General features: G+C 58.8%; 15 protein-coding genes. 3 read left to right on the top strand and 12 right to left on the bottom strand.

Features of this window, described 5'->3' with window-relative positions; all coding sequences use genetic code 11:
• Positions 1-6 precede the first annotated feature (6 nt).
• The 11 genes from FHR98_RS04885 to FHR98_RS04835 all read right to left on the bottom strand — a co-directional run bounded on the left by FHR98_RS04885 (position 7) and on the right by FHR98_RS04835 (position 9,296).
• Entirely contained in the window at positions 7-735 is a 729-nt protein-coding gene (locus tag FHR98_RS04885) for a hypothetical protein (RefSeq protein ID WP_183415512.1), read from the bottom strand.
• Between the two features lie 142 nt (positions 736-877).
• Complete coding sequence (locus FHR98_RS04880) at positions 878-1,492, bottom strand: hypothetical protein (RefSeq protein WP_183415511.1); 615 nt, start codon at positions 1,490-1,492, stop codon at positions 878-880.
• Positions 1,485-2,078 (bottom strand): type II secretion system protein GspM, encoded by a 594-nt coding sequence (gspM, locus tag FHR98_RS04875; RefSeq protein ID WP_183415510.1) that lies wholly within the window; start codon positions 2,076-2,078, stop codon positions 1,485-1,487. Before gspM ends, FHR98_RS04880 begins: the two co-directional genes overlap by 8 nt.
• Entirely contained in the window at positions 2,075-3,187 is a 1,113-nt protein-coding gene (locus FHR98_RS04870) for a PilN domain-containing protein (protein WP_183415509.1), read from the bottom strand. The genes gspM and FHR98_RS04870 overlap by 4 nt, the downstream gene beginning before the upstream one ends.
• Positions 3,188-3,189: 2 nt before the next feature.
• A complete protein-coding gene (locus FHR98_RS04865; RefSeq protein ID WP_183415508.1) occupies positions 3,190-4,185 on the bottom strand; it encodes a type II secretion system minor pseudopilin in 996 nt (331 codons plus the stop codon).
• The gene (locus tag FHR98_RS04860; protein WP_183415507.1) at positions 4,182-4,967 is read right to left on the bottom strand and encodes a prepilin-type N-terminal cleavage/methylation domain-containing protein; all 786 of its coding nucleotides are present in this window, start codon (positions 4,965-4,967) and stop codon (positions 4,182-4,184) included. Before FHR98_RS04860 ends, FHR98_RS04865 begins: the two co-directional genes overlap by 4 nt.
• On the bottom strand, positions 4,964-5,377 hold the full coding sequence (locus FHR98_RS04855) for a type IV pilus modification PilV family protein (RefSeq protein ID WP_183415506.1): 414 nt from the start codon (positions 5,375-5,377) through the stop codon (positions 4,964-4,966). The genes FHR98_RS04860 and FHR98_RS04855 overlap by 4 nt, the downstream gene beginning before the upstream one ends.
• Entirely contained in the window at positions 5,364-5,858 is a 495-nt protein-coding gene (locus FHR98_RS04850) for a GspH/FimT family pseudopilin (protein WP_183415505.1), read from the bottom strand. The genes FHR98_RS04855 and FHR98_RS04850 overlap by 14 nt, the downstream gene beginning before the upstream one ends.
• On the bottom strand, positions 5,824-6,288 hold the full coding sequence (gspG, locus tag FHR98_RS04845; RefSeq protein ID WP_322091213.1) for a type II secretion system major pseudopilin GspG: 465 nt from the start codon (positions 6,286-6,288) through the stop codon (positions 5,824-5,826). The genes FHR98_RS04850 and gspG overlap by 35 nt, the downstream gene beginning before the upstream one ends.
• A 26-nt stretch (positions 6,289-6,314) precedes the next feature.
• A complete protein-coding gene (locus tag FHR98_RS04840; protein ID WP_183415503.1) occupies positions 6,315-7,544 on the bottom strand; it encodes a type II secretion system F family protein in 1,230 nt (409 codons plus the stop codon).
• A 51-nt stretch (positions 7,545-7,595) separates the two neighbouring features.
• The gene (locus FHR98_RS04835) at positions 7,596-9,296 is read right to left on the bottom strand and encodes a GspE/PulE family protein (RefSeq protein ID WP_183415502.1); all 1,701 of its coding nucleotides are present in this window, start codon (positions 9,294-9,296) and stop codon (positions 7,596-7,598) included.
• A 304-nt stretch (positions 9,297-9,600) separates the two neighbouring features.
• On the opposite strand from FHR98_RS04835, the gene gspD reads away from it, so the two are divergent.
• Both gspD and FHR98_RS04825 read left to right on the top strand, forming a co-directional pair.
• Positions 9,601-11,871: a type II secretion system secretin GspD gene (gene gspD / locus FHR98_RS04830; protein ID WP_221205725.1), complete on the top strand. Its 2,271-nt coding sequence runs from the start codon at positions 9,601-9,603 to the stop codon at positions 11,869-11,871.
• A gap of 41 nt (positions 11,872-11,912) precedes the next feature.
• A complete protein-coding gene (locus FHR98_RS04825) occupies positions 11,913-12,716 on the top strand; it encodes a prepilin peptidase (RefSeq protein ID WP_183415500.1) in 804 nt (267 codons plus the stop codon).
• Positions 12,717-12,727: 11 nt separating this feature from the next.
• Here FHR98_RS04825 and FHR98_RS04820 read toward each other — a convergent pair whose 3' ends face one another.
• The gene (locus tag FHR98_RS04820; RefSeq protein ID WP_183415499.1) at positions 12,728-13,168 is read right to left on the bottom strand and encodes a Rap1a/Tai family immunity protein; all 441 of its coding nucleotides are present in this window, start codon (positions 13,166-13,168) and stop codon (positions 12,728-12,730) included.
• Between the two features lie 191 nt (positions 13,169-13,359).
• On the opposite strand from FHR98_RS04820, the gene FHR98_RS04815 reads away from it, so the two are divergent.
• Positions 13,360-15,282: a methyltransferase domain-containing protein gene (locus FHR98_RS04815; RefSeq protein WP_183415498.1), complete on the top strand. Its 1,923-nt coding sequence runs from the start codon at positions 13,360-13,362 to the stop codon at positions 15,280-15,282.
• Positions 15,283-15,299: the final 17 nt, after the last annotated feature.

Below are 15,299 nucleotides of genomic sequence, written 5' to 3'. Positions count from 1 at the left end.
CGTATCTCATTTTTCCGGCACTTTGTCGCAGCGCCCCGATGCGACACATACCTGGTGCATCCGATCGGCAATCCGGTTGACTTGCTCTCGCGCTTGTTGGACGAGAGCTTGTGCCTGTTCTTCTTCCGAGGCGTAAGAGTTTGTGCGGTTGGGATCGCCTGCGTTCTCCGGACTTAATCCCGTTTCGAAAGCGTGCTGCAGGTCGCCGCTTGGGGCCGAGGGGCGATCCTTGCTTGCCGTTTCCGCTCCGCTAGTGGCTGTCGCCGTTTGTGCTGGTACCAGAGGGTTGAGACTTCGCACTGCGTCACCGGGTCGTTGTGCTTGCGACGTTCGAGAAATCAATCCGGCATTGTTACCCTTTGCCGACTTCAACAGCACGATGCGCTCTATGCCATCCGACCCGGGTAAACCCTGCTGACCGCGCACGAGCAGGTAATCATGGCCGCGCAGGATACGAGGCAACAACTCGGACAAGCGGCCATTGAAGGCGCCGTTCAAATTGCCCGCAGAGAGCGCGCTCCTAATTTGAACATCGATCCCGAATCGCTCGGTTAGGCTGGTTAGGAACTCATCCAGCTTGGCGTCCTTGAGTTTGATTGCGATGGCTGTGTTACGCGCCTCCGGGACGGCGAACTGAACTTCGCCGCGCACCTCGGCAACCTGGGCTAGCGTGAAGAACACTGCGCCACAGGCAAGGAGTCGCCAACAGCCCACTGATCGTGTGAAGTCACCCATTCCGGCCCCCAAAAAGCGACAAGGTTGCAAGGTCCTGGGATGGTTGCCCTTGTTCGTTGTTTTGTTTGTGTCTCGCTTATGTAAACAGAGCCTAACCCAGAATCGGCAAAATCTCCAGGTTTAGGCCTGTGCGACGCTGGTATCAGCCTGACTCGTCCTCCTGAAACAGGACGATGACCTCCTGCAAGCCGCCCTTGCTCAGGTGCACTCTGTCGCTTTCCAGGGAATCCAGTGACCAGCCGTCGAAGATATCGCCTTCACGCAAACGCAATAGCTCGCCCGTTGCTTTGTGGCGCAGCAGCGCCAGTCGCTCGCTATCGCCTTTGACAACGCCCATCAAAACGAACTGACCGGCTTTGGTCGCTTCCTCCGGGTCCGGCGTTTGCTTGGTTTCAGGGCCGGCAGGCTGGGTTGACGATGACGCCGAATTGTTGGCATTGGCGTTTGTGGCGGGACGAGGGGCCCGGCGGGAAGGCGTAAAAAGAGGTCTATTTCGGGTGGCTTGCAAATCTGACAGCTTGAGCCCGGCCAAGGGGTTTCCCGTGAGCGGTGGCAATAGGGCATCGTCGACCGCTAGGCCCGGCAAGGTTTTGGTTGTCGGAGCGCTGTCCTCCGTTATCGAGATGGTCTCCGACGATGGTCGGTCGGAGTGAACGGCGCGGATTATCTCGTCGTCACGGGTTTGGATGTCCCAGTAGTAGAGAAGGGCCAAAACCGAAGCCACGGCGCCAAGAAGCAACAGACGGCGATTACCCATCACTAGCCTCCAACGCGCTGATAAAACCGTGAACCGTCAGCGAGACCTGTAGATTGGGGCGCTGGTTGCGGGCTTGTTGATCACGCCGGGTCTTCGTCGGCTGGATTGCCATTTCCTCGACAAAGAGCAGCGGTTCGCCGCTTTCGATCTCCCATAAAACGCCTTGTAGTTGGGCGACATCCAAGGCTGCGTTGACGCGCACGGTAATTCGCTGGAACCGACCGTCATCGTTCTGGGCAAGGACGAGCGAAGTATCGACGCGTCCGCCCCTGTTCTCGATGATCGTGTTGAGACGCTGCTGCAGTTCGGCGCCAGCGAGGTTCGGGCTGCGTGCCAACAGTAGACTGGCTTTATCGCTACCGTCCGTTTCCAGTGTCTGGCGCAGGTCCTCCAGCGCTTGGCGCGAGTCGATAAAGTGCTCGACCTTGGGGATCGATCGGCCTGTGGCATCCGCCTTGGCTCGTAAGTCCCTTGTGGTATCGCGCAGTTCAAGAAAGGCCGCGGCAAAACCGGCAAGCAACACACCAAGTAACAGCAGCGCTAACAGGTCTTGCTGCCAACCGGGCAAGCGGCCAAGGCTGCTCATGGCTTGCTCCCCATGCGCTCGTCGAACCCCGCTTCGATCTGGAAACGCTCCTTGCCGCTTTTTGCATCTCTACGGGTTGAGGCGGTGAAGCCCGCGCGTGTGAATGAGGGTGAGCTTTCGATCAGTGCGATCAGGTCCGAGGCCCGGTCGGCATTGCCGACCAGATATACCTTTTCACCTTCAACCCGCATCTGTTCGAGCCAAACATCCTTGGGCAACAACGCGCTCAGGCGTTCAAGCAACAGGGTCGAGGATGGCGCTTGGAGCTTTCGATTGTAGAGAAACGATCGCTGTTCACGCAGCTTGATGACTTGATCCGCAACATCGCGGGTTGCGATGCGCTGTGGTTCAAGCGCTTCCAACCGAGCCTGTATTGTGTCGAGGCGCTCTTGTTGTTCGTAGAGCAGATAAGCTTGGAACCCCAGCAAACCCACGCCGGTTAGCAGCGCAAGCAGGCCAAGGGTGTTCAGAAGTCGTCGGGGATGCTGAAAGGCTTCCAGATCATGGGGCAGGAGATTGATCTGGTGACCGCCGTTGGAAACGAGCCCTTCAGCGTCTATTGCGTTCGGGCGCAACCCCCATGATGTCAGCTTTTGATGGAGCGTTGTCACCGCTGGTTTAGAGGCTGCGGTAAGGCGTAGGCGGAGGCTTCGGCCGTCCTCGCTGTAGCCGAGCGATTCGACATCAAAGCTACAGTGATTGGCAGGCCAGGGCGTCAGGCGGTCGATCTGGTGGTGCAAAACCGCGCGGGGATTCGCCTCAGCGGCGCGCGGCAATTCTACGATCCGCTGTATCGCGTGGTCAGCACTGAGCCGCCCGACGATAACCGACTGCGAAGCACGTAGCGCCTTTAGATGCTGGCGCAACTCGGAAGCAATGGCCTGCGGCTGTTGGCGAAGTGATATCTGTTTCGGATCGCCGGTCTTGCCGCCTTCGGCAACGATCACCAGTTGGTCGTCGGCCTCCTGCAGGATCACGCGCTGTTGGTGTCGGCCCGGCAGAGCCCTTTGCAGCAGGCCCGCAAGCCTGTCCCACCACCAGGCAGCCAACCCGGAAGATGAACCATCCCGTCGACTGGCATTACGTTCCATGTGGCTGCTTGCGGTCATGTTCATCCGCTTTCCTTGGTGCCCCCAGTGGATTCTGCGGTCGGGTTTAAATCCCGCGCCCGTTCTTCGCGGAGTGTCGCCCAGTCCTCCAGCAGCGAGGCTGGAATCTGCGGCTCCCTCCATTCCACTATACGATAGGCGGCCTTGTCGTCAGGTTGAAGCCAAATCACGGCTTCACGGCTGAAGTTAAGTCCACTCTCCAACTCGCCCATGATCGTCACGGTGAAGATCGGTCCGCTGTTGAAATCCAACAGGGCGGTATCGCCTGCGAGCGTGGCGCGTACCGCCGCAACATCGACCGGCACCTCTGCGCGGAGGGCAAAGAGCGTTTCCAGAACTCCCGCATCGACTCCAGGCAGAAGGTTCAGGGTGTCGCGTGTGGCGGTAATGGGGTTCAATCGACCGCTTCGACTGTTGATCGTGATTACCGGCAGCATTGCATCATAAACATCTTCGGTCACACCCAGGACGTTGCGGAGCTGGCTAACATGGACGAAAGGAGCGTCACCGGCGCCGTGTGGCGCGCCCTCGCGTTTGTAATCGCGGTCTTCCGCGCCAAGCACCAGCTTCGCATCATCGCTGTCCCGCCAATCAAGGATAGCGGCCAGAAGGGCGTCGCGTTCCTCCTGTTCGATGTCAACTCGGGCAATCAGGCTTTGCAGCAGCGGTTCGTTGGCCTTGTTAAGGTCGATGCGTCCGTTTTCGTCGAGGATGGATATAGTTACTTCAAGACCGTCGACCGTGAAGTCGTATTGGCGACCATCGGCAACCCAGCGATCCTCCTCCAGGTTCTCCAGCAGACCCAGGGACGCGCGGGTCACGCCCGCTTCGGCCAACGCCTGAACGCGAACAAGATCGGCGCGATTGGCGACTTCTCTGGCGTCTCCCAGGACCGCGGAGGTGAAGCCCGCTACCAGCAATGCCAGCAAGGTCGTGATCCAGAGGACGGCGATCAGAATAACGCCCGACTGCGAATTGTTTGTGGAACTTCGGGTCATCTTTCGCCCCCCTCGACGATGCCACCGCCATCGGGGGCACGGTCCGGGTCGCTGGCAGGACTGGTTTCCGTGACTTCAGGTCCTTTGCAAACGCCCGCCGCTGCTTCCGCTAATTCACAACCGCCGGCGATTTCGGCGGCGGGGCGCAGCCAAAGCGGTGGCCAGAACAGGTCGTCCCCAGCGCTGGCGCCGGGCGCCAGGGAAACAAGCCTGGGAAGCCTTTCGCCGTCAGACCACTGGCCGCGCCAAGTCGTGCCGTTGTTTTCCGGAGCGAAGGCGAATTGCAGACCGAGCGCATCTTCCAGAAGAACCACGTCGTCCGTGAATTCCAGATCGTCGAAATCACGTTCTTCGGGATGGAAGCGCGCCCGTCTGCGAAGCAGGCGCTCGCCGCCGCCCGGCGCCCTGACCAACGCCAACTCAATGGCATACAGACCCGGCAGGTCGGGATAGGGCGGCTCGGCAACGATGTAACGCAAACGTCGTCGCTCACCTTCAAAGGCCAAGCGTCGCTCATCGCCAGCGCCCCAGTATAGCCACTGCAAACGGCTGAATTCGCGACGCAGAAAATCCTGCGTCATACCGATAGTTTCATGCCGCTCCGCGAGGGCTGCGCCGCGATCCCAGGAGCTGCTAACAATACGCAAGCCCGCCCCCAAACCAGCCAAAATCAAACCGGAAAGCGTCAAGGCGATTAGCAGCTCAAGCAGTGTAAAACCGGCGCTTCTGTCATTGCTCTGCGCCAATTGCCGTACCGAATTTTGCTTCCTCCTGTCGTTCATCGCGCCACTCCCAGACGCAATGTCTCCAGGCGCACAGGCGGCCGGTCATCCTTCGTAACGGTAATGATCACGCTGAAAGGCTGCCAATCGGTTTCTGCTCTGGAAAACCATCCTTCCGGGGTTACCTCCGCGACCTCGCGCTCCCAGGCATAACCCATGATTTTTCCGCTTTCTTGCCCGGGCTTCAGTTCGATGGTCGCGGATTCGTCCAGCAGGGAAGCCGCTATCAATGCAGCGGTTTGACGGTAGTCGGCTCCGCTCAGCGTTCTGAGGCCGGAGGCATAGGCCTGCATCAGGCTGGCGAGAACCAATCCCGTCACGGCCAATGCTACCAGCACCTCGACGAGCGTGAAGCCGCCCTCGTGTCGTTTTGCCGGTTTGTGCAGGGGCATTGGCTTACTCGGGGCCATGGATAGCCACCCTGCCAGTCAGCCAATCGACAGTAACGGAAAGACTTCTATCGGCCTGCTTGACGAGAATGCTGCCGCCGGTCGAAGCCCCAGTGGGAAAAAACCGAATACCCATTAAGGATTCTTCCAACTGCTCGCTGCCTGCGGCCTCCACTGTTATATCGCTATTTGCGGGAAAGTCCCGTTGCAGACTACCGGAATCCGTCCGATAGGTGCCGCTTGATAGGTCCATTAACAGTACGCGTTCGGAAACGGTGGTAACGGCCTCACGCCGCGTTTGCCGTAGGGCCGACGCCAGCTCCAGCCCGCCGCGCTCCAAACCCAGGCCCCGGCTGCCAGCACCCAACATCGGGCTGAGCACGGCCAATGAAAGGCCCAAAATCGTCAGAACCAAAAGCAGTTCGAGCAGCGTGAAGCCGCGTTGTCCGTCCCTGTGACGCCGGGGTTTACTGCTGCAGCGTGATATCCGCGTTCTCGCCATCGCCGCCTTCCTGATTGTCGGCGCCCAGCGAATAGAGGTCGAAAGGTGCATTCTCCCCCGGTTGGTTGTACTGGAATGGGTTCTTCCAGGGATCCAAGGGAACCTCAGCCTTACTCAGGTAAGGGCCGTTCCAGCCGTCCACGCCGCCGGGCGCGCGAACCAATGCCTCCAGGCCTTGGTCCGTCGTGGGGTAGCTGCCGATATCCAAACGATAGAGGTCGAGGGCCGTTGCAAAATTCTCGATCTGGACCTTCGCGGTTTTCGATTTCGCGCCGCCGAGCTGTGCCAGGATACGGGGGCCGACAAGACCGGCGAGCAAACCGAGAATGACCAGCACCACGAGCAGTTCGATCAGGGTAAAACCTGCTTGGAGGCCGAGTTTGCGGCGGTGTGCCGTGTGGTCGTTTTGGTTTCTTCTTCTTCTAAACACCTTCATGGCCCCTCTGCCAGTTCGAATCAGAATGCGAGGTCGTTGACGCTTACGACGGCTAGCAAGATTGAAACGATAATGCCAGCAATGAGCAATCCAACACCAATGATCAGTGCCGGTTCCAAGATGGTGAACAAGCGCCGGAGAGATTGCTCCACTTTTCGTTCGTAGACGTCGGCAACGTGCAATGCAGTGGGTGCGAGGTTACCGGTCTCCTCGCCTACGCGAAGCATCTGTACAGCCATCCCCGGTAATATGTCCGCTTCATGCATCGGTTGCGCCAAGCCCTGGCCCTGGCGCACCGCGAGAATTACCTCGTCGATGACCTCCACTGCATGGCGGTTGCTGGCAACGTCGCGTGACAACTCCAAGGCCAGCGGCAGATCGACGCCGTTCGCCAGCAACGTGCCGAAGGTTCTGCAAAAGCGCGCCGCCAGCAACTGGCGTAAGAGCGCGCCCAGAAGCGGCAGACGTAGCAGGTTCTGATCCCACCACAGGTGAAAACCGGGAAGCCGCAGTGCTTGATTCAACGCCAGCAAGGCGCCGAGCAACACGAGCAGCATCACCAAGCCTTGGGATTCCAGTGTGCGGGCAATACCGATGACGACGCGCGTCGCCAGCGGGAGTGCCGCGCCTGCATTCTCGAAGATCTGCTCGAATTGAGGCACCACCAGAACCAACAACAAAATCAAGGACACTATCGAGGCGGTAATCAAAATTGCCGGGTAAAGCATCGCGCCGATCACGGTCTCACGGAGCCGTTCGGCCCGTTCCCGGTAGTCCGCCAGACGGTCCAGCACCAGTTCCAGGGTCCCGGAAGCCTCGGCCGCAGTCACCATGTTCACGAAGATCGGTGGGAAGCTCCGCGGATTGTTGGCAAGCGCTTCGCTAAAGGAATCGCCTTCGGTAATGTCTCTACGCAAACCTTGTACGAGGCGTCCCAAGCTTGCGCCGCCAACGTCTTGGGAAAGGATCGCCAGGGCACGTTCCAGCGCAACGCCGGCTTTGAGAAGCATGGCCAACTCGCGAGTGAACAGGGTCACATCTTGACGCTTCACCCGGCCGCGCCGGAAGGGAAGGGACAGCCCAAGGCCGCCGGAGCGCGGGCTGTCCGGCTGAAGCACCTGTTCCGCCTCGACCGGCATGTGGCCCTGGTCTTGGAGCCGCTGGATCACCGTGCCGCCGTCACGTGCCTCCATCTCACCCTTTATGAGGGCGCCCGTGGGGTCGATGGCTTGATAACGGAACAGCGGCACGTCTCGGTTTCTCCCAAAATTCTGTACTTGCTTATCCGGCCTTTCCGGCGGCTACATGTCTTCCGTGACGCGCCGGACTTCTTCAATCGTCGTGACACCCTGGCGGCATTTTTCCAGGCCGTCCTGCAGCATCGTCGTCATGCCATTGTCGCGGGCGGCACGCTGCAAAGCGTTGGTGGTGACGCCCGGCGTGATCAGGCGCTGAATGGTTTCATCAACCTCCAGAAGTTCAAAAATGGCTTTGCGCCCGATGAAGCCGTTACCTTGACAGCTATCGCAACCGACCGGCTCGAAAATGGCAAAGCCGTCCGGAGCGACTGTCAGCCCGGCACGACGAAACTCTTCCAATATTTGCGGCCCCGCTTTGACGGATCTGCTGCACTCCGGGCATAGGACTCGCACCAACCGCTGACCGATCAACAGGCGGAGCGTCGAGGCAATGAGGAAGGAATCGACACCCATGTCCACCAGTCGGGTGATCGCGCCCGCTGCGTTGTTGGTATGAAGCGTGGTCAGCAGAAGGTGACCGGTCAGTGCCGCGTGAACGGCCATCTCCGCCGTTTCGCCGTCGCGCATCTCACCGACCATGATCACGTCGGGGTCCTGGCGTACGAAGGCTCGAAGGGCATTTGCGAAGGTCATTCCGATCGCCGGTTTTACCTGAACCTGATTGATGCCGGGTATCTGATACTCGATGGGGTCTTCGGCGGTCAGAATCTTGCGGTGTGGCTCGTTGAGCAGCCGCAATGCCGCACCGAGCGTCGTGGTTTTGCCGCTTCCCGTCGGGCCGGTCACGATGATCATGCCATAAGGCGCTTTCAGGTTCCGGCGGAAGATGCCTTCATCGTGAGGCAAGAGGCCAAGGCTGGGGAGCTCCTGGGTCGCACTGCTGTCGTCCAACAGGCGGATGACGACGCTTTCGCCATGAGTCGTCGGCAGGCTGGATACGCGTAGATCGAGCTGGCGGCCGGACACCCGTAGCCTGACACGACCATCCTGCGGTAAGCGCCGCTCCGCGATGTTCAACCCCGCAAGGATCTTGATTCTGGAGATGATAACCCGCGCCAGACGCAGGGGCGGCGGTGAAATTTCCTGCAACAAGCCATCGATGCGGTAACGCACCTTCAAGCTGTCGCGGAAAGGCTCGATATGAATATCCGATGCGCGTTGTTGTACCGCGTCACTGATAATCTGGTTGACCAGACGGATGACGGGCGCTTCGAGCGCGGCATCCTTGAGATGTTCGATGTCGTCTTCGGCGGCGCTTCCGTTGTCTGGTTCAGCGCCCCCGATATCCTCAACGATGCGTTCGAGCGCCGACTTTCCCGGGCCGTACAGGCGTTCCAGTCCGGTTTCAATATCCTCCAGGGCTGAAACGGCGAGGGCTACAGGGAGGCCGCTGGCAATGCGCACGGCCTCAACCACGAACCTGTCACCCGGGTCCGCAACGGCCAATCGCAGCCCGTCCTTACCTTCAGACAACGGCAGTACGCTGTTTTCCTTAAGGAAGTTAGCGGAAAGCCGGTCCGGCAAGACCGGTAGATTAGGTTGGTCGTCAAGACTGGCTAGCGGCAGGTCGAAAGCACGCGATACGGCGGCGGCAATCCTAGAACCTCCAACGCCCGCACGGCGCAGTGCTAAGATTAGAGACGTTCCAGAACGCCTTGTTTTATTGCCATTTTCACAGGCCTTTTCGAGCACCTCTAGAGGCACGACCTTGTCGTCGGCAAGAATCTGTTCAAGTGGTTTCATAGCCGCAAGCCCCCTGCACGCAATCGGCCGCCCGATACCGGGTAACCCTAGCGTATCCGACCCCTCCTTTATAACCAAACGCTTATGAATTCTTGATATTGTAGGCGTCGGAAGGCACTCATATTGCCCAATTCTTTTCGGATAAGAAATCAAAAAGGCTGGTTAAGCCTTAGTGAAGAATGTAGTTTCTTTCTAATGGGACCTGGTATGAAGCCCGAAACAACGGGCGGTCTGGGGTAAGTAATTGGGGGGTAGGGCTCACGCAATGAAAAGTGACTGTCATATGCAGGGGACGTCGCTTGCGATGGAGGCTCTGATAGGTCGGCGTTGGATCGCCGCGCTGTTCGCGGCCTTGTTTTTGGTATCGGCCTGTGCGGATGGTTCTTCTGGAGGCACCCAGCAGAGCGATATACTGGACCCGTTACGCACGGCTGATTTTTCGCCGCCGCCCCAGGAGCAAGCCTCACTGAAACCGGAATCGGTTAGTGAAGATCCTGCAACGGTCAGCGGCCCGCAGCGGCAAGTTTTCCTTGGGAATGACAATTACTTACAAGACGCTTCTATGACGATGGGTCAAGGGGCGCAACGAACCGAGGCCGGCGTCCAGGTAAATTTCGATAAGGCTGATCTGCGCGAAGTTGTACGTGCCATCATGGGCGACATTTTGGGGTTGGATTTTGTGTTGGACCCCAGAGTGCAGGGCAGTGTCACCATCACGACAGGTGGTCCCATTGCCGAGGACGATCTGCTTGCCACGCTTGAGATGCTGCTGCGCATGAACAATGCCGCGTTGCTTCTCGATCAGGGTCTATATCGCGTCATTCCTGCCGCGGAAGCGGTGGCCGAGCCCTCGGTGCGGCAGTTGGGTGATAGGGACGAACCGCCGCTCGCCGGATATGGCTTGACCATAGTGCCTTTGCGTTTCGTATCCGCCGGTACCATGGTCCAGTTGCTCGACAACGTTGTGGCGCGCCAGGGCGCGTTGCGCGCTGATCTGCTGCGAAACATCATGATTATTTCCGGCACAGGGCGTGAGCGGCAATCAATTCTGAGTGCGGTACGGTCATTCGATGTGGATTGGCTTGCTGGACAATCGGCAGGGATTTTCCCCCTGACCAACAGCACGCCGGACGTGGTGATACCGGAACTCGAACAGGTTTTCCAAGCATCCGGCGATGGGCTGGGTGCGGGGCTCATAGCCTTCCAGCCGGTCGAGCGGCTGAACGCCGTGCTGGTTGTTTCAAAGCGGTCGGCGATGCTCCGTGACGCCGAGAAGTGGATCGACCGTTTGGACCAGGCCAACGCGCTGGGCACCAATCTGTTCGTCTACTATGTGGAGAACGGTAAAGCCGAAGACCTTGCGAACATTCTCAACGATGCCTTTTCCGACATCAGCGCCGATAGCGAGCAGCAGCGCCGCGTGGCACCCAGCCTCGATCCGGTGGTTGCGTCGGCTTCGCAGAGTGCATCGGTCGCCGGAAGCGACGCACAGGCGGCGCCTCTGGCGCCCGCGCGCAATGTGACCGTGACCACGACGCAGGCAACGGTTCGCCGCGGTGCGCGTAGCGAGTCACGTAACGACGGCCGGGTCGGCGGCGGTTCGTTGTCGGGTGTCGGACCTATTCGGGTCATCGCCGACCCAGTCAACAACGCACTGCTGATCTTGGCGACGCGAGGCGGTTATGATCTGGTACGCGCCGCCCTGCGGCAAATCGATGTGCGGCCGTTGCAGGTGCTGATCGACGCCACCATCGCAGAGGTAACCCTGAACGACCAGTTGCGGTTTGGGGTGCAATGGTTCCTTGAGAGTGGGAATTTCAGCGGTGGATTCTCGAGTGGATCGGCGTTGAGTCCGGCCGCGACCCTGCCGGGGTTCAACTTCATTTTTGATAACAGCAATGCGCGCGTCGTCATCGACGCCCTTTCCAGCGTCAGCGACGTCAAGGTGCTATCGGCGCCCTCCGTCGTCGTTTTGGATAATCAATCGGCAACCCTTGAAGTCGGTGACGAAGTGCCAGTCACGACCCGGCAACAGCAAGGAACCGATTCCGATTCCAATATCATCAACAGCATCGAGTTTCGAAACACGGGCGTCATCCTGAATGTCATGCCGCGCATCAATTCCAGCGGTTTGGTAACCATGGAAATCGAACAGGAGGTCTCCAGCGTTGCCAATCAAGTCGAGGAAGGAACCCTCACACCGACAATTTCTCAGCGCCGGGTGCAGAGTTCTATAGCGGTGCGCAGCGGCCAGACGGTTGTCCTTGGCGGCCTGATCAACGAGCGCCAATCGAAGTCCGATAGCGGCATACCGGTGCTTCGCGAGATACCGCTGGTCGGTAATCTCTTCGGTACCAAGGATGATGAGATTTCCCGTACCGAGCTGATTATTTTTATCACGCCGCGGGTAATCCGGGACGAAGACGATGCACAGGCTATTGCCGAAGAGCTACGCCGCCGCATGCGATCCTTGTCGCCGGTCGACGGCAGCGACGATCCGGCGGTGCCTGACGAGGTGCTTCCGCAAAAGACATCGGAGCTTTCCGGAACCAGTCCCAAGCTTGTGGCGCAGTAGGCCAATGACCGGCAAACGGGCGTAAGCGACGAGGTCGAAGCGTGGCGCCGGGAATCAATATCATAGCGATACTTCTGGTTGGAGCGGCTATCGGCTCCTTCATATCCGCATTGGTCGAACGCTTGCCGGACTGTAAGGGCTTGGTAGCGGGGCGGTCGCGTTGTCCCGATTGCGGAGAAACCTTGAAGGTGCGCGATTTGATTCCGCTGGTGTCCTATCTATTGCTGGGAGGTGCCTGCCGGGCCTGTGGTAAAGCCATTGCTTGGGTTTATCCCGTCGCCGAGTTGGGCGCTCTCTTCCTCGCATTAACCGTGATCGTGGTATTTCGTGATCCGGCGACAGCGCCTGGAACGCTCTGGCTTGCAGCTGGTTTGGGTTGGTGTCTGCTGGCGTTGATCCTGGCTGACGTTCGCCGATTCCTGCTCCCCGACATGCTCGTGCTGCCGCTCATGGCTGCGGGGATCGCCAGCGTGTTTCTCGAGCCACAGGCGCAATGGCAGTCGATTGGCATGGCGAGAATATTTGGTGCCGCTCTTGGCTTTGTTTTGATGGAAGCCGTGCGCCGCCTTTATTTTTGGATACGCGGTCGCGATGGTCTGGGCTTTGGCGATGTGAAGCTGATGGCAGCGGGCGGCGCTTGGCTCGGTTGGCCGTTGTTACCTCACAGTTTGGCTTTGGCGGGCATTTTGGGACTCGTCACGGTGTTCATTCTCAGGCTTACCGGGCGCGTACTGGGGCCGAGCGACGCCCTGCCATTCGGTGCATTTCTCGCGCCTGCCATCTGGATTCTCTGGATTCTGGGGAAAACCGCCCCGGATTTCATCGGCATTCTGGTTGGTTTCTAACTTCCCCACCGTCAATTGCAGATGAGGCCTTCTGAGAAAGCTTGGGTTACCGCATGGGCGGCAGGAAGAGGATCGACTTCGGGGTGATTGTCGAGATAGTCGAGGACAACCTCTTGCAGGGTGCTGGAGGTAAATCCGTCCACCGGACACCAGGGAGGTTCCTGGTCATTACGCCAATAAACCATTTCCGCCGAATCATGTACGCCGGCGATGTAAAAACGGCAGACCGCCTGTTCTTCGTCATTGCCGACGCAAAGGTCATAGAGTGAGGCAGCGGTAACGAAACGCCGCACGGAGGTCAAAGTGCTAGGCGCGATCAAACCCTGCAGTTCATCTTGCTGACAGGTGTCCAGCAGTTCGCATGGAACCACCGGTTCCTGCGCATTGACCGGGTCATGCCATGCTAGGAATCCACCCAGCAAGGCTATCATCAGAATAGTCTTTTGGGCCATATGGCCGTTTCCCCCAGGTTTTAACACACAAATTTTTATGTAGCGGTTGAGCCATCATACTGCAAATCTAGGGAGCAGATAAGAAAAGATGGACAGAGATGGCATCCCGGCGCTGCGGTGATCGGGTTTGTCATGAAACTGGGGGGACCCATCCAGTTCCTGTTTCGGGGGAGCGGGAGTGGGTTGAGACGGTGACGCAGCAGCAACAGAACAACCCGCCGCCGCCGGATTGGAATGCGGAGGTTCGCTGGACACTCGGCGAGGATCGTAGCTTTGCCTGTCCGGTTTGCAGGACGACCGCAAAGCAAGCTTTCCATCTCAGCTTAGAGGTGTGGCCCGGTCGCTATTGGGATCTCTTCCGTTGCCGAAGCTGCGCATCGCTTTCTTTCCCCGACGGGTGCGCTGGCGACTATGAAGCCGAATGGGTCAGCCCGTCGTTCCAGGCCTTTCGCGAGCGGCGGTACATCGAAGTCGGTGCCGCGCTGGATGTGATCCTCCAGCCGCTCTACCGGGTCGCACACACGGCGGTAGGGCGCTATCTGGAGGTGGGGGCGGGCTACGGGTTCTCGGTAGATTTCGCACGGGCACAATTGGGATGGGATGCCTACGGTATCGATCCGGCGCCGGAAGCTAAACGAGGGGCCGAAGCATTGGGTTGGCGCTTGCTTCCGGAGTATTTGGGTCCCGATCTTGAGTTGCCGGGAGGCTGTGTCGATCTGGTGTTGGCTTCGGAGGTGATCGAACACCTGGCAGATCCTCATCGATTTTTGGAAGATATCAAACTGGCCGTGGCATCAAACGGCGTGCTGATTATCACGACGCCCGATGCCGATGCCGTTACGCCGGATGCGGCGCATCCCGACCTGACGGGACTGTTGGCGCCCGGTTGGCACCTCGTTCTTTTCAACCAGGACAGCCTTACCGATCTGCTAGCCGAGCATGGTTTCGAACACAGGGAAGTTCACCGCGATGGCCAAAGTTTAATTGCCGTTGCATCCATGACCAAACAGGATCAGCCACCAGCAGGTGGTTTGGATCGCCACGCCTATCAAGCTTACCTCGATCGCCGGCGGGTCGATCTTAAGGATCATGCATCCTTGAGCGTCAGCTTGAACTACCGGCTCTACAAGGACCTGGTGAACCAAGGGCGTTTCGACGAGGCCGGGACAATCCTTGTTGACCTGAACGATGCTTTTAACAGGCATTTTTCTATCGGTTTCGATGTTCCCGATAGCGTCGAACCGGCTTACCCATCGCCCACCGACAACGCGGCGTTGTCGCGTTTAAGTCCCATGAATCTTCCTGGCGCGGCTTATTTCCGTGGTATCCATGCGTTCTTGGGTGAACGCGACAATGCCGCGGCGCTGGCTTACTATCGTCTGGCGGTTCGCGGCTTCGTGCAGCTTCACCGCTTGTTCGATTCAACGGCCTTGCCGGACGCAGAAGCAGGCCAGTTGCTGGAGCGTCTCGGTCACAATATCGCAATGGTATGCAGTCCGGGGGATGCTTCGGAGGTATTCAATGCCTTGACGGCCGTGGAGGGCTGTAATCGGAATTTGGAGGCAGCGCAGCGTCAGGCTCTCGAAGTTTTATTGAATCGAGGGATGTTGGACGCGGCCGATCTTTTGCTGGAGCGTTTTCGAAGCGACTTGCATGCTGGCCGGTATGCCGATCTGAAGCGCTATCATCGCAAGGTTCAAACCTTTGTAGCGGCCGTTAATGGCGGCGATATGAAAGCTGCTAGCGGCGCCGTTGATGAGCTTCGATCCGATGCCGTAACCCTTGATCTCGCGAACGGTTTTGCTTGGGTTTTGCTGCAGTATCATGCCGCCATCCTTGCAAGCCTTCAGGGGAGCCCCGACCCGGCATTGTTCCGCCAAAGCGCCGCCGCCGCCGCCGAGCTTGCGGGTCGTTTACGAGATGGAGGTATCTCCGCCGATTGGGCGGAAGATTACTACGCCGCGGCGGTCTTTCAGGAACTGAAGGCGGGCGGTCAAGACGGTGAGCATCACGCGACCGGCACTCTGGCGAATCGCATCCAGGAAGCCAAGGCTCTCATGGGAGAGCAAGTAGCAGCGAAACTGCAGCAGAAAATGAAAGTAAGCAAAATGTGACTGGCCATATAAGGCCG

It is taken from the genome of Limibacillus halophilus (assembly GCF_014191775.1).
Lineage (GTDB): Bacteria > Pseudomonadota > Alphaproteobacteria > Kiloniellales > CECT-8803 > Limibacillus > Limibacillus halophilus.
This window is presented reverse-complemented; position numbering and strand designations above follow the sequence as displayed.

Bases quoted from the DNA above. Each gene is read 5' to 3' on its own strand.
- FHR98_RS04835 (WP_183415502.1), bottom strand. From the start codon at position 9,296: ATGAAACCACTTGAACAGATTCTTGCCGACGACAAGGTCGTGCCTCTA.
- FHR98_RS04885 (WP_183415512.1), bottom strand. From the start codon at position 735: ATGGGTGACTTCACACGATCAGTGGGCTGTTGGCGACTCCTTGCCTGT.
- FHR98_RS04865 (WP_183415508.1), bottom strand. From the start codon at position 4,185: ATGACCCGAAGTTCCACAAACAATTCGCAGTCGGGCGTTATTCTGATC.
- gspD (WP_221205725.1), top strand. From the start codon at position 9,601: ATGGAGGCTCTGATAGGTCGGCGTTGGATCGCCGCGCTGTTCGCGGCC.
- FHR98_RS04870 (WP_183415509.1), bottom strand. From the start codon at position 3,187: ATGACCGCAAGCAGCCACATGGAACGTAATGCCAGTCGACGGGATGGT.
- FHR98_RS04850 (WP_183415505.1), bottom strand. From the start codon at position 5,858: ATGGCGAGAACGCGGATATCACGCTGCAGCAGTAAACCCCGGCGTCAC.
- FHR98_RS04855 (WP_183415506.1), bottom strand. From the start codon at position 5,377: ATGGCCCCGAGTAAGCCAATGCCCCTGCACAAACCGGCAAAACGACAC.
- FHR98_RS04880 (WP_183415511.1), bottom strand. From the start codon at position 1,492: ATGGGTAATCGCCGTCTGTTGCTTCTTGGCGCCGTGGCTTCGGTTTTG.
- gspM (WP_183415510.1), bottom strand. From the start codon at position 2,078: ATGAGCAGCCTTGGCCGCTTGCCCGGTTGGCAGCAAGACCTGTTAGCG.
- FHR98_RS04860 (WP_183415507.1), bottom strand. From the start codon at position 4,967: ATGAACGACAGGAGGAAGCAAAATTCGGTACGGCAATTGGCGCAGAGC.
- FHR98_RS04820 (WP_183415499.1), bottom strand. From the start codon at position 13,168: ATGGCCCAAAAGACTATTCTGATGATAGCCTTGCTGGGTGGATTCCTA.